General features: G+C 67.8%; 13 protein-coding genes and 1 tRNA gene. 7 read left to right on the forward strand and 7 right to left on the reverse strand.

The window, feature by feature from the left end:
- Window positions 1–71 precede the first annotated feature (71 nt).
- Window positions 72–158, reverse strand: a tRNA-Leu gene (locus ABZ833_RS26730).
- 386 nt (window positions 159–544) lie between these two features.
- On the opposite strand from ABZ833_RS26730, the gene ABZ833_RS26735 reads away from it, so the two are divergent.
- From ABZ833_RS26735 to pknB, 6 genes are all read left to right on the forward strand, one after another.
- The gene (locus ABZ833_RS26735) at window positions 545–1,441 is read left to right on the forward strand and encodes a DUF3662 and FHA domain-containing protein (protein ID WP_361051207.1); all 897 of its coding nucleotides are present in this window, start codon (window positions 545–547) and stop codon (window positions 1,439–1,441) included.
- 10 nt (window positions 1,442–1,451) lie between these two features.
- Complete coding sequence (locus ABZ833_RS26740) at window positions 1,452–1,976, forward strand: FHA domain-containing protein (RefSeq protein WP_190083032.1); 525 nt, start codon at window positions 1,452–1,454, stop codon at window positions 1,974–1,976.
- Between the two features lie 120 nt (window positions 1,977–2,096).
- The gene (locus ABZ833_RS26745) at window positions 2,097–3,647 is read left to right on the forward strand and encodes a Stp1/IreP family PP2C-type Ser/Thr phosphatase (protein WP_361051210.1); all 1,551 of its coding nucleotides are present in this window, start codon (window positions 2,097–2,099) and stop codon (window positions 3,645–3,647) included.
- Window positions 3,648–3,673: 26 nt separating this feature from the next.
- Window positions 3,674–5,095, forward strand: coding sequence for an FtsW/RodA/SpoVE family cell cycle protein (locus ABZ833_RS26750; protein WP_361051213.1), 1,422 nt, complete (start codon window positions 3,674–3,676; stop codon window positions 5,093–5,095).
- Window positions 5,092–6,555: a penicillin-binding protein 2 gene (locus ABZ833_RS26755; RefSeq protein ID WP_361051216.1), complete on the forward strand. Its 1,464-nt coding sequence runs from the start codon at window positions 5,092–5,094 to the stop codon at window positions 6,553–6,555. The genes ABZ833_RS26750 and ABZ833_RS26755 overlap by 4 nt, the downstream gene beginning before the upstream one ends.
- 168 nt (window positions 6,556–6,723) lie before the next feature.
- A complete protein-coding gene (pknB, locus tag ABZ833_RS26760; protein ID WP_361051219.1) occupies window positions 6,724–8,721 on the forward strand; it encodes a Stk1 family PASTA domain-containing Ser/Thr kinase in 1,998 nt (665 codons plus the stop codon).
- Window positions 8,722–8,844: 123 nt separating this feature from the next.
- On the opposite strand, the gene ABZ833_RS26765 is transcribed toward pknB, so the two are convergent.
- From ABZ833_RS26765 to ABZ833_RS26790, 6 genes are read right to left on the reverse strand one after another with little or no spacing between them, the layout of a single operon-like run.
- A complete protein-coding gene (locus tag ABZ833_RS26765) occupies window positions 8,845–9,582 on the reverse strand; it encodes a class E sortase (protein ID WP_361051222.1) in 738 nt (245 codons plus the stop codon).
- 24 nt (window positions 9,583–9,606) lie between these two features.
- On the reverse strand, window positions 9,607–10,875 hold the full coding sequence (locus ABZ833_RS26770) for a class E sortase (RefSeq protein ID WP_361051225.1): 1,269 nt from the start codon (window positions 10,873–10,875) through the stop codon (window positions 9,607–9,609).
- Complete coding sequence (locus tag ABZ833_RS26775; protein WP_361051228.1) at window positions 10,872–11,510, reverse strand: aminodeoxychorismate/anthranilate synthase component II; 639 nt, start codon at window positions 11,508–11,510, stop codon at window positions 10,872–10,874. The genes ABZ833_RS26770 and ABZ833_RS26775 overlap by 4 nt, the downstream gene beginning before the upstream one ends.
- Window positions 11,507–11,668, reverse strand: coding sequence for a hypothetical protein (locus tag ABZ833_RS26780; RefSeq protein WP_190083025.1), 162 nt, complete (start codon window positions 11,666–11,668; stop codon window positions 11,507–11,509). The genes ABZ833_RS26775 and ABZ833_RS26780 overlap by 4 nt, the downstream gene beginning before the upstream one ends.
- 31 nt (window positions 11,669–11,699) lie before the next feature.
- Complete coding sequence (locus tag ABZ833_RS26785; RefSeq protein WP_361051231.1) at window positions 11,700–12,395, reverse strand: class E sortase; 696 nt, start codon at window positions 12,393–12,395, stop codon at window positions 11,700–11,702.
- Between the two features lie 22 nt (window positions 12,396–12,417).
- Window positions 12,418–13,188, reverse strand: coding sequence for a DUF881 domain-containing protein (locus ABZ833_RS26790; RefSeq protein WP_361051234.1), 771 nt, complete (start codon window positions 13,186–13,188; stop codon window positions 12,418–12,420).
- A 92-nt stretch (window positions 13,189–13,280) separates the two neighbouring features.
- On the opposite strand from ABZ833_RS26790, the gene crgA reads away from it, so the two are divergent.
- Window positions 13,281–13,535, forward strand: a complete 255-nt coding sequence (gene crgA / locus ABZ833_RS26795) for a cell division protein CrgA (RefSeq protein ID WP_160506128.1) — start codon at window positions 13,281–13,283, stop codon at window positions 13,533–13,535.
- The last annotated feature ends 6 nt before the right edge of the window (window positions 13,536–13,541 follow it).

The following is a 13,541-nucleotide window of genomic DNA, read 5'->3' on the forward strand; positions in this document are numbered from 1 at the left end:
CCACAGCCCGCCCAGGAAACGAGAAACGGGCCTCCACCAGGACTTTCATCCTGGTGGAGGCCCGCTCCACATGGTGCGCGAGGGGGGAGTTGAACCCCCACGCCCTTTCGGGCACTGGAACCTGAATCCAGCGCGTCTGCCTATTCCGCCACCCGCGCATGGGTGTTGTCTTGGGTCTCTCACTGCTTGGTGCGAGCGCCTTCCGACATCCAGAAGATTAGCACGGTGCCGGGGGTGGATTCACATCCGTATTCGGGGGCACCTGCCCTGATGAATCCGAAGGGATCAGGGCACGGCCGACCGAGTTGAGCCGTACCCGGCGATGCTCCGGGGCCGGGTGCGGGACACTGGTTTGAGGCCCCCTCTACGATCCCTGGTAGAGGAGCCTGAGAGGAACCGGAAGGATCCCGGAACCCTGGTGCGGGCATGCCTTGTGAGAGGCGACACTCATCGACTGGGCGGACAGGGGGAACCAGCCGATTTCCCTGCGCGTGGATACGATCAGTAAGCAGTACCAGGATGACTACGACGGAGGAGGTGCCCCATGGGAGTCATGAAGAAGTTCGAGCAGCGACTCGAAGGTCTCGTCAACGGCACCTTCGCCAAGGTGTTCAAGTCCGAGGTCCAGCCCGTCGAGATCGCCGGCGCCCTGCAGCGCGAGTGCGACAACAACGCGACGATCTGGAACCGCGAGCGGACCGTCGTCCCCAATGACTTCATCGTGGAGCTCAGCGCGCCCGACTTCGAGCGCCTGAGCCCCTACTCGGGACAGCTCGGCGACGAGCTGTCCGGGATGGTGCGCGAGTACGCCAAGCAGCAGCGGTACAGCTTCATGGGCCCCATCAAGGTCCACCTGGAGAAGGCCGAGGACCTCGACACGGGTCTGTACCGAGTGCGCAGCCGCACGCTCGCGTCCAGCACCTCGCAGAGCCCCGAGCGCGCCCCTGCCGGCCCCTCCGGGGGCCCCACGAACGCCGGCCACAGCCCCGCAAGGCCGCCCGCGGGCGGTGCAGGGGGTGGCTACGGCTACCCGCAGCCCCCTCAGCCCTCCAGCGCTCCCCCCATGCCCGCCGCGCCGCCCCCAGGCGGTCGCCCCGGCGGGGCCGCTCCGGCACCGAGCCGCCCCCAGGGGCCCGGCGCCGGGCCGCTTCCGGGTGCGCAGGTACGGCGCTGGATCGAGATCAACGGCAATCGCCATCAGATCTCCCGCCCGACGCTGGTGCTGGGTCGCAGCACCGACGCCGATGTGCGGATCGACGACCCCGGCGTATCGCGCCGGCACTGTGAGATCCGGACCGGAACGCCCTCGACGATCCAGGATCTCGGGTCTACCAACGGCATCGTGGTAGACGGGCAGCACACCACCCGCGCTACGCTCCGCGACGGCTCGCGGATCGTCGTGGGCCAAACCACCATCGTTTACCGGCAAGCCGAAGGGTGAAGCGGGGGCAATGTCAGAGCTGACCCTGACGGTCATGCGGCTGGGTTTCCTAGCCGTTCTGTGGCTGTTCGTGATCGTGGCCGTCCAGGTCATCCGTAGCGACCTGTTCGGAACACGCGTCACACAGCGCGGCTCGCGCCGTGAGAACGCGCGTCCGCAGCAGGCCGCCCGCCAGCAACAGCAGGCGGCCGCACCACCTCCCCAGCGCCAGCAGCAGGGCGGCGGGCGGCAGCGCCGTGGCGCCCCCAGCAAGCTGGTCGTATCCGAAGGGATCCTCGCGGGCACGACGGTCGCCCTGCAGGGTCAGACGATCTCGCTGGGCCGAGCGCACGATTCGACGATCGTGCTGGACGACGACTACGCGTCCAGCAGGCATGCCAGGATCTACCCGGACCGTGACGGCCAGTGGATCGTCGAGGATCTCGGGTCCACCAACGGCACGTATCTGGACCGGACCCGACTCACCACCCCGACGCCCGTTCCGCTGGGCGCGCCGATCCGCATCGGCAAGACCGTCATCGAGCTGCGGAAGTAGTACGACAATGAGCGAGCGGAGCGAGCGAGCCGACGCGGTCCACACACTGGACGCCAGCGCGCTCCCGACCGGAGGGTGGGCACCGTGCGGATGTACCCGGAGCCGACGGGCGAGGTGCGCATGAGTCTGTCTTTGCGCTTCGCCGCCGGATCGCACAAAGGCATGATCCGGGAGGGGAACGAGGACTCCGGTTACGCCGGTCCGCGTCTCCTCGCGATCGCCGACGGCATGGGGGGCCAGGCCGCGGGTGAGGTGGCGAGCTCCGAGGTGATCTCGACGCTCGTCACCCTCGACGACGACGTACCGGGATCGGACATCCTCACGTCGCTCGGCACCGCCGTGCAGCGCGCCAACGACCAACTGCGCCTGATGGTCGAGGAGGACCCCCAGCTCGAGGGCATGGGGACGACGCTGACCGCCCTGCTGTGGACGGGCCAGCGCCTTGGCCTCGTACACGTCGGCGACTCACGCGCCTATCTCCTTCGGGACGGCGTCCTCACGCAGATCACCCAGGACCACACCTGGGTGCAGCGCCTGGTCGACGAGGGCCGGATCACCGAGGAGGAAGCCACCACCCACCCGCAGCGCTCCTTGCTGATGCGCGCGCTGGGCAGTGGTGAGCACGTCGAACCGGACCTCTCCATCCGTGAGGTCCGCGCCGGCGACCGCTATCTGATCTGCTCCGACGGCCTGTCCGGCGTCGTCTCCCACCAGACGATGGAAGACACCCTCGCGAGCTACCAGGGCCCGCAGGAGACCGTGCAGGAGCTCATCCAGCTCGCGCTGCGCGGCGGCGGCCCCGACAACATCACGGTGATCGTCGCCGACGTCCTGGACATCGACAGCGGCGACACCCTGGCCGGCCAGCTCTCCGACACCCCCGTGGTCGTCGGCGCGGTCGCCGAGAACCAGCTCCAGGCGCAGGACGACGACGGCGCCATGCAGACCCCCGCGGGCCGTGCGTCGGGCCTCGGCCGTCCCGTGCCCCCGCAGCCCTCCGGAGGCGGCTTCGGGCCGCCCGGAAGCGGTGACACGGCGAACTACGCCCCCGAGGGGAGCTTCGGCGCGTACAGCGACGAGGACTTCGTGAAGCCGCGCGGCGGCCGCAAGTGGCTCAAGAGATCGCTCTACACGGTGCTCGCCCTGGCGGTCATCGGCGGCGGCCTGTACGGCGGCTACCGCTGGACCCAGACCCAGTACTACGTGGGCACGAACGACGAGAACGTCGCCCTGTACCGCGGCATCGACCAGGACCTGGCGTGGGTCAGCCTGTCGAAGGTCGAAGAGGACTACCCCAAGATCGAACTCAAGTACCTGCCGCCGTACCAGCGCAAGCAGGTCGAGGGGACCATCCCCGAGGGCAATCTCGACGACGCCAGGAGCAAGATCGAGGAGCTTGGCCTGCAGGCATCCGCCTGCGAGAAGGACGCCAAGCGCCGCGAGGCGGAGCGCGAGAACGCCAAGCCCGGCGAGGGCGAGGCGGGCGGCACGACCGGTCTGGCCGCCAAGGCCCCCACGGACGATCCGACCGACCCGGCGGACAAGAACGACAAGAACGACAAGAACAGCACCACCGACAAGAACAAGTCCAAGACCGCACCGACTCCCACACCCGGCCCCAGCCTCTCCCAGGAAGAGGAGAAGCTGGTCCCGCTGTGCGGTAAGCAGTAAGCAGCCGTTGGGGGCCTTTGCACGCCATGAGCAGTAGCACTACACACACGTCGACCATCGGCGCGATCGGAGCGCCGAGCAGGCGCAACACCGAGCTCGCGCTCCTCGCGTTCGCCGTCGTCATCCCGCTGTTCGCCTACATCAACGTGGGCCTCGCGATCGACGGCAGGCTGCCCTCCGGCATGCTCGGCTACGGCTGCGGGCTCGGACTCCTGGCATCCGTCGGTCACATCGTGGTGCGCAGGTACGCGCCCTACGCCGACCCGCTGCTGCTGCCGCTGGCCACGCTGCTCAACGGCCTCGGTCTGGTGGTCATCTGGCGCCTGGACCAGTCGGAGAAGCTGCAGGGCCTCGCCAAGGCGGCGACCGGCTCCTTCAGCCCCTCCGCGCCCAAGCAGCTGATGTACTCCGCGATCGGCATCGCGCTCCTGGTGGCCGTGCTGCTCGTGCTGAAGGACCACCGCGTCCTGCAGCGCTACACGTACATCTCCATGGTGGCGTCGCTGGTCCTGCTGCTCCTGCCGCTCGTGCCGGGCCTCGGCATGAACGTCTTCGGCGCCAAGATCTGGATCAGCGTCGGCGGATTCTCCATCCAGCCCGGTGAGTTCGCGAAGATCGTCATCGCGATCTTCTTCGCCGGCTATCTGATGGTGAAGCGCGACGCGCTCGCCCTGGCGAGCCGCCGCTTCATGGGCCTGTACCTCCCGCGCGGCCGTGACCTCGGTCCGATCGTCGTGGTCTGGGCCATGTCGATCCTGATCCTGATCTTCGAGACCGACCTCGGTACGTCGCTGCTGTTCTTCGGCATGTTCGTCGTGATGCTGTACGTCGCCACGGAGCGCACCAGCTGGATCGTGTTCGGTCTCGTGATGTCCTCGGTCGGCGCCGTGGGTGTCGCCACGTTCGAGCCGCACGTCAAGCAGCGCGTCGACGGCTGGCTGAACCCGTTCTCCGACACCGTCCTGGCGCAGAGCGACCAGATCGCCCAGTCCCTGATGGCGTTCGGCTCCGGCGGCGTGCTCGGCACCGGCCTCGGCCAGGGCCACTCGGACCTGATCGGCTTCGCCGCCAACTCCGACTTCATCCTCGCCACCTTCGGCGAGGAGCTCGGCCTCGCAGGCGTCATGGCGATCCTGCTCCTCTACGGGCTGATCGTCGAGCGCGGCGTGCGCACGGCACTCGCCGCCCGCGACCCCTTCGGCAAGCTCCTGGCCATCGGCCTCTCGGGCGCCTTCGCCATCCAGGTCTTCGTCGTCTCCGGCGGCGTCATGGGCCTGATCCCGCTGACCGGTATGACCATGCCGTTCCTCGCGAACGGTGGTTCCTCGGTGATCGCCAACTGGGCGCTGATCGGCATCCTGATCCGCATCAGCGACACCGCGCGCCGCCCGGCGCCGGCCCCCGCCCCGAACCCCGACGCCGAGATGACCCAGGTGGTCCGACCGTGAACAAGCCCCTGCGCCGGATCGCGATCTTCTGCGGGCTCCTCATCCTCGCCCTGCTCGCGCGGGACAACTGGCTCCAGTACGTGCAGGCCGACACCCTCGCCGAGCACGAGAAGAACCGCCGCGTCCCCATCGAGCGGTATGCCCAGCCGCGCGGCGACATCATCGTCGACGGCAAGGCCATCACCGGCTCCAAGGCGACCAACGGCGACGACTTCAAGTACAAGAGGACGTACAAGAACGGGCCCATGTGGTCCCCCGTCACCGGCTACGCCTCACAGCGCATCGGCGCCACGCAGATCGAGTCCATCGAGGACGGCATCCTCACCGGCAACGACGACCGGCTCTTCTTCACCCGCAGCCTGGACATGATCACGGGCAAGAAGAAGGAGGGCGGCAACGCCGTCACGACCCTCAACGCGGCCGCGCAGAAGGCCGCGTACGACGGTCTGAAGGGCCGTGGCAAGGGCGCCGTCGCCGCGATCGACCCCTCCACGGGCGCGATCCTGGCCCTGGCCTCCGCGCCTTCGTACGACCCGTCGGACTTCGCGGGCATCACGGACAAGGAAGGCAAGCTCTTCCAGAAGCTGGACAAGAACAAAGACCAGCCGATGCTCAACCGCGCCCTGCGCGAGACGTACCCGCCAGGATCCACCTTCAAGGCGGTCACCGCCGCGGCGGCCCTGGAGCACGGTCTGTACGACGACATCGACTCGCCCACCAAGTCCCCGCTGCCCTGGACGATGCCCGACACCCAGACGCCGCTGCCGAACGAGGGCAACATCCCCTGCAAGAACGCCACGCTGCGTGAGGCGCTGCGGGTGTCCTGCAACACCGTGTTCGGCAAGATCGGCTCGGACCTCGGCAAGGACAAGATGCTCGAGACGGCCGAGAAGTTCGGCTTCAACGAAGAGCAGTTCGTGCCGGTCCGCTCGAACGCCTCCGTCTTCCCCAAGAAGATGGACAGGCCGCAGACCGCGCTCTCCTCCATCGGCCAGTTCGAGACGGCCGCGACGCCGCTGCAGATGGCCATGGTCTCCTCGGCCATCGCCAACGACGGCAAGCTGATGGAGCCGTACATGGTCAGCGAGCTGCAGGCGCCGAACCTGGACGTGATCGAGAAGCACGCCCCCAAGGAGATGAGCCAGCCGCTCTCCGAGGAGAACGCGCAGAAGCTCCAGGACATGATGCAGACGGTCGTGAACGACGGCACCGGTACGAACGCCAAGATCCCGGGCGTCACCGTCGGCGGCAAGACCGGCACCGCCCAGCACGGCATCGACAACAGCGAGAACCCCTACGCCTGGTTCATCAGCTACGCCAAGACCGACTCTGGTTCGCCGGTGGCCGTCGCCGTGGTCGTCGAGGACAGCAAGGCCGGCCGCGACGACATCTCCGGTGGTGGTCTGGCCGCGCCCATCGCCAAGGACGTGATGCAGGCGGTGCTCGACAGCAAGAAGTGACCCCTGTCACGGCCTCTTCACATCAGTGCACGTTGCGATACCGGTCCTGCATCGGGTGACGGTCGCGGCCGGGTCACGTAAGGCGAGCCGGGTACGGTATGCCCGGACAGCACACCGCCGGACCACACAAGGGTGCGGTCGGGACTGACGGAGAGGGCTGGATTAGCTATGGAAGAGCCGCGTCGCCTCGGCGGGCGGTATGAGCTGGGCCAGGTGCTCGGCCGAGGCGGGATGGCGGAGGTTTACCTCGCGCACGACACCCGCCTCGGACGCACTGTGGCGGTGAAGACGCTGCGGGTCGATCTCGCGCGTGATCCGTCGTTCCAGGCCCGGTTCCGCCGTGAGGCCCAGTCGGCCGCTTCGCTCAACCATCCTGCGATCGTCGCGGTCTACGACACCGGCGAGGACTACGTCGACAACATCTCCATCCCGTACATCGTGATGGAGTACGTCGACGGTTCCACGCTGCGTGAGCTGCTGCACTCCGGGCGCAAGCTGCTGCCCGAGCGCGCCATGGAGATGACCATCGGCATCCTCCAGGCCCTTGAGTACTCCCACCGCAACGGCATCGTCCACCGCGACATCAAGCCCGCGAACGTCATGCTGACGCGCAACGGCCAGGTCAAGGTCATGGACTTCGGCATCGCCCGCGCCATGGGCGACTCCGGGATGACGATGACGCAGACGGCGGCGGTCATCGGCACCGCGCAGTACCTCTCGCCGGAGCAGGCCAAGGGCGAGCAGGTGGACGCGCGAAGCGACCTCTACTCGACGGGCTGCCTGCTCTACGAGCTGCTCACGGTCCGCCCGCCCTTCGTGGGCGACTCCCCGGTCGCGGTGGCCTACCAGCACGTCCGTGAGGAGCCCCAGGCCCCGAGCGTCTTCGACGGCGAGATCACGCCGGAGATGGACGCCATCGTCCTGAAGGCCCTCACCAAGGACCCGGACTACCGCTACCAGTCGGCCGACGAGATGCGCGCCGACATCGAGGCCTGCCTCGACGGCCAGCCCGTCCAGGCGACCGCCGCCATGGGCGCGGTCGGCTACGGCGGCCACCCGGACGACCAGCAGACGGCGATGCTGCGCCCGCAGAACGGCGGCGGCCAGACATCGATGATGCCGCCGGTCGGCCCGGACGACGGCTACGACGACCACTCACGCCGCCGCCAGAAGAAGAGCAACACGTCTACGGTGCTGCTCGTGCTGGCTGGCTTGCTGGTCCTGGTGGGCGCGATCCTGATCGGGAAGTGGGCGTTCACCGGGGGCGGTGGCGACGACACGCTCAAGGCACCCAACTTCGTCGGCGAGAAGCTCGCCGACGCCAAGAAGTCGGCCAAGAACGTGGACCTCGTACTCGACGACTCCGAGCGCAAGCCGTGTGAAAAGTACCCGAAGGGCCAGATCTGCTCCCAGGACCCGGGCGCGAACGCCACGGTCAAGAAGGGCGACACGATCAACGTGACGGTTTCTACCGGAGCGCGGAAGGTCGCGGTGCCGAAGGTCATCGGCCTGGACGTCGACGCCGCCACGGAGAAGCTGGAGAGCGACAAGTACCAGTTCGACGTCAAGACCAAGCCTGTGGAGTCCACCGGCACGCCTGACGAAGTACTCGACCAGGACCCCACCTTCGGTACCGAAGTGGAAAAGGGCAGCGTCATCACCCTTGATGTCGCCAAGAAGGCGGCCAAGTCCGTGGTCCCCGACGTCACCGGCAAGACCTGCGAAGAGGCCAAGGCCCAGCTGCAGAGCAACAACCTCGTCGGTACGTGCGAGGAAGAAGAAAGCGACACCGTCGAGGTCGGCAAGGTCATCTCGCAGAGCCTCGCCCCGCAGACCGAGGCCGACCCCAACTCCACGGTCACGCTGAAGGTCGCCAAGAAGGCAGAGCAGGCCACCGTTCCGGCCCTCACCGGCCAGAAGCTCAAGGACGCCCGCAAGGCCATCGAGGACGCCGGTCTGACGGTCGGCACCATCCAGGGTCCGCAGGACGACGACGCCCTCGTCGTCCTCTCCGACCCGCCCGCCAACCAGCAGGTCGCACCCGACACCGCGATCAACCTGACCACGGCAGGCGGCAACGGCGGCGACAACGGTGGGGAAGACGGAGGCGGCGGCGGCTTCATCGGAGGCAACGCCGGCTTCTCCTCCCGAAACAACGAGGACTAGCCCTCACCGCGGTACAACGCAGTACACCGCAGTACAACGAGAAGAGCCCCGGACACCGCCCAGCAGGCGGTGTCCGGGGCTCTTTCGGTGTGGGGTGCCCGGATTCAGCGTGAGGTGCCGGACTCAGTCCAGCTCCGCCGGCGGCGTCCGCTTGTTGTCGACCTTCTCGACCCGCTCCAGCTCGCCCCACACCACGTAGCGGTAGTTGGAGGTGTAGACCGGCGTGCACGTCGTCAGCGTGATGTAGCGGCCCGGCTTCTTCGCGCCCGATTCCTTCGGGACCGGGTCCAGGGCCTTCACGTTGTACTTCGACGTCTCGGGCAGCGTCGAGTACACCTTGTACACGTACCACTTGTCCCGGGACTCGAAGACGATCGCGTCGCCCTTCTTGATCTTGTCGATCTTGTGGAACTTCGCGCCGTGCCCGTCGCGGTGCGCGGCCAGCGTGAAGTTGCCTTCCTTGTCCTGCGGGAGCGCCGACTTGATCGGGTCCTCGTAGTAGCCCGCGACCCCGTGGTTGAGCACCTTGCTGCTGGTGCCCTTCCTGACCAGGACCTCGCCGCCGCCCATCGCGGGGACGTGGAGGAAGCCGATGCCGTCCTTGGTGTTCAGGTTCCCCGGGCCGCCCGCCCAGCGGTCACGCACCTGGTCGCCCTGCTTGTGCGCCTCGCGGTCCGCGACGACGTTGGTCCACCACAGGGAGTAGACGACGAAGAGACCGAGCACCAGGCCCGCGGTGATGAGGAGTTCGCCGAAGACACTGACCGCCGTGGCGATCGGTCCGCGTCCCCGTGGCCTCGGTGCGCGCGCAGGCGCGGGCGCCTCGGCCTTGTCCTCGTCGTGGTCGGTCGTGGCTGCCACTCGATGTGCCCCGTTCTCACCGTTCTATTGGACGAGCGCGCTCGGCTTGCCCTTGCTGCGCGGGCGCTCCTCGACCATCTTGCCCCAGACGATCATTCGATACTTACTCGTGAATTCCGGGGTACAGGTGGTCAGTGTGATGTACCGGCCCGCTTCGGTGAAGCCCGACCCCGGCGGGACCGGTCCGATCACCGAGGTGTTGCTGGGCTGGGTCTGCGGCAGGATGCTCGCCATCTTGTAGACGAAGTACTTGTCCTGCGTCTCCACGACGATGGGGTCGCCCGGTTCTAGCTGATTGATGTACCGGAACGGTTCGCCGTGGGTGTTGCGGTGGCCCGCGACCGCGAAGTTGCCCTTCTTGGCGTCCGGCATGGGCGTCTTGGTGCTGCCCTCGTTGTAGTGGCCGACCATGCCGCGGTCCAGGACCTTCGACTTGTCGATGCCCTCGGCGATCGGCACGACCACGTCGAGGCGGGGGATGTGCAGGAGCGCGAAGCCCTGGCCCGGCTCGAAGGCGCCCGGCTTGCCCTTGCCGTTCGCCCACCGCTCCTGGAGGTCGCTTGCGGCGCCGTTGGCCTGCTGGTGGGCGCGGATGTTCGTCCACCACAGCTGGTACGTCACGAAGAGAAGCATCAGGACGCCGACGGTGATGAACACCTCGCCGAGCCCTCGGCTGATCACCGTGCCCGCGGAGGGCTTACGGGCACGCTCGGCGCGACGGGCCTCCACGCGGGAGAGGGGGGCCGCGGACGCCGTCCCGGCGCGGGGGGCGCTCGAAGCGCTGGAGGCGCCCTTCTTGGCGGCCTTGCGGCGGGCTGCCCTGCCTCCGCCTTCCAGCGGCGCCTCAGGAGCCTGCTTGGGCTCCGGCTCGGGCTCCGGTTCGGCTATTCGGCGCGTGTCCGCTGTCCGCAGGCCCACCGTCTCGTCGTCGACCGGCGGTTGGGGGACCTCGGGTATCGGAGGGGCGTACGCGCCGTACAGCTCCTTGTACGTCGGCTCCCGCACCCCGTACCAGTCGCGGGCGTACCCCTCGGGGTCGTACCACTCCTGCTCCTGAGGCTGCTCCGGCTCCGGCTGAGGCAGCGGCTCCGGCTCCGGCTCCGCGGGCCCGCTGCGGAACCACGGCGACGGATGATGACCCGGCAGCGGGTCCGTCAGCGGATCGGCGAGGTGGTCGACGGCCGCCTCGAACGCCCCGGGCTGCTCGAATGCCCCTGGATCCCCGTACGACGCGTACTGATCGTCGCCGTACGGAACTCCGGAGGAATCGCGCTCGGGGCGCAACGCGGTCACGCCGTGGCCCTGCCCACCACCGGGGCAAGACCGCTCGACCGACCGATCGCCCCCGTGTCGCCGCACTCCACGAGCCAGTTGGCGAGCATGCGGTGGCCGTGCTCGGTGAGGACCGACTCGGGGTGGAACTGCACGCCCTCGACCGGCAGTTCACGGTGGCGCAGGCCCATGATGATGCCGTCCTCCGTCCGCGCGGTCACCTCGAGCTCGGCCGGAACCGTGGCCGGCTCGGCGGCCAGCGAGTGATAGCGCGTGGCGATGAACGGCGACGGCAGCCCGGCGAAGACACCCTTGCCCTCGTGCACCACCGCGGAGGTCTTGCCGTGCAGCAACTCCGGCGCACGGTCCACCACTCCGCCGTACGCCACGGCCATCGACTGCATGCCGAGGCAGACGCCGAACACGGGCACACCGGTGTCGGCGCAGTGCCGCACCATGTCCACGCAGACACCCGCCTGCTCGGGCGTGCCGGGTCCCGGCGACAGCAGGACGCCGTCGAAGCCGTCCTGCGCGTGGCGCAGCTCGACCTCGTCGTTGCGCAGGACCTCGCACTCGGCACCCAGCTGGTAGAGGTACTGGACGAGGTTGAAGACGAAGCTGTCGTAGTTGTCGACGACGAGAATGCGGGCGCTCACTGGCCGTCCACCGTCACATCGTTGAAGGGCAGCAGCGGCTCGGCCCAGGGGAAGACGTACTGGAAGAGCACGTAGACCACAGCGAAGACGAGCACCAGCGAAAGCAGTGCCCTTACCCATGCGTTTCCCGGCAGATGCCGCCAGATCCAGCCGTACATGCCGTCCCTTCCGTAGCCGTACGGCACCAGACTAACGGCGCAGTGCCTCCGGTTTCCCGGCCTCGACGGGCTGGGTCGCGTCGAGGTGCGCCCAGACGATCAACCGGTGGCTGTGGCCCCACTCTGGCTCACACGTTGTAAGGGTGAGGTAACGTCCCGGCCCCTCGAATCCGGACTTGCGCGGAACCGCATCGATGACCCCGATGTCGCCGGGCAGTGTCTTGTAGGGCTTGTTGTCGATGCGGTACGTGAACCACGTGGTGCCGTCGGTCAGGACCACGGCGTCGTCCGGCCGCAGCTTCGGGAAGTCCTTGAACGGGTCCCCGTACGTGCGGCGATGCCCCGCCACGGAGAAGTTGCCCTTCTGGCCGAGCTGCGCGGTGTCCCCGTAGTGACCGAGCCCCTTCTTGAGGATGTCGGTCCCGGTGCCCTGGAGCACCGGCTTGTTCCACGTGAAACCAAGCCGCGGGATGTACATGACGGCGAAGGGCTTGCCGTCCTCATAGGGGCCGGGCTTCTTGGGGGACGTCTCGGTCTCGGTGGGCTTGTCGTCCGTACCCGTGGACACCGAGCCCTGCGACCACTGGTCCTGGAGCTTGTCGATCTGGCTGTCCATGGCGTTGTCGGCCTTCACGCCGGTCCAGAAGAGGACGTACACCACAAAGAGAACAATCAACGTGCCCATCGTGATGCACAGTTCGCTGAACGTCCTGACGAGCACTCGCACCGACACAGGCTCCCCCAGCGGCTTACTCCACGGGCTTCGCGTAGTGGAGATCCACTGTGCCCGAGTAGCCGGGAAGAGTCATCGCCCCGTCGTCATCGACTTTCCAGCCGAGGCCGTACGCGTTGACGTACAGCATGTAGTTCTGGATCTCCGGGGACGCGGCGAGCGCCGTCTTGAGCTTCTCCGGGTCGCCGACGGCCGTCACCTTGTACGGCGGCGAGTAGACGCGGCCCTGGAGGATCAGGGTGTTGCCCACGCAGCGGACGGCGCTGGTGGAGATGAGCCGCTGGTCCATGACCTTGATGCCCTCGGCACCGCCCTGCCAGAGCGCGTTGACCACGGCCTGGAGGTCCTGCTGGTGGATGACCAGGTCGTTCGGCTGGGGCTCGGGGTAGCCGGGGAGCTTGGCGGTGGCGTTCGGCGGGGCGTCGGCGAGGGTGACGGAGACGGCCTCACCGCTGAGCTTCTTGGTGCCCGCGTTCTTCTCCAGGGCCTTGAGCCGGGCGTCGTCGGCCTTCGTGCCGCCGTTGTCGCGCTCGGCCAGGGACTCGACGTCGTCGCGCAGCGAGCCGTTGGACTCGTCGAGCTTGCCGTTCTTGTGGCTGCGCTCCTCGATCAGGTCGGAGAGCTTCAGGAGAGAGGCGTCGGTGCGGATGTTCGTGCCCTTGGCCGTGTTGAAGCTGGTGAAGAAGATGAGGCCCGCGAGCGCGAAAACGGCGGCCGTGAGCAACCGGACCGGCCGCCAGCGAGAACGACGAGCGGGACCTGTGGGGGAGTCGGCGGAATTGCTCAACGTACCCTTATCTCCTTCAGCGCCGCGGAAGCACTACGCTAACGGACGCCCGGGGGAGGGCTCAGCTCCCCGTATCGACAGGAGAGACCCTCGTGCCGAAGTCACGGATCCGCAAGAAGGCCGACGATTACACGCCGCCCGCCAAGAAGGCGACGAACATCAAGCTGACCAGCCGTAGCTGGGTGGCTCCGGTGATGCTCGCGATGTTCCTCATCGGGCTCGCCTGGATCGTCGTCTTCTATGTCACCGACGGCAAGCTGCCGATCGACCCGCTGGGCAACTGGAACATCGTGGTCGGCTTCGGCTTCATCGCTGCGGGGTTCGGCGTCTCCACTCAGTGGAAGTAGCGGGAC

The sequence above is a fragment of the Streptomyces sp. NPDC047525 genome (assembly GCF_040643025.1).
Classification (GTDB): Bacteria; Actinomycetota; Actinomycetes; order Streptomycetales; family Streptomycetaceae; genus Streptomyces; species Streptomyces durmitorensis.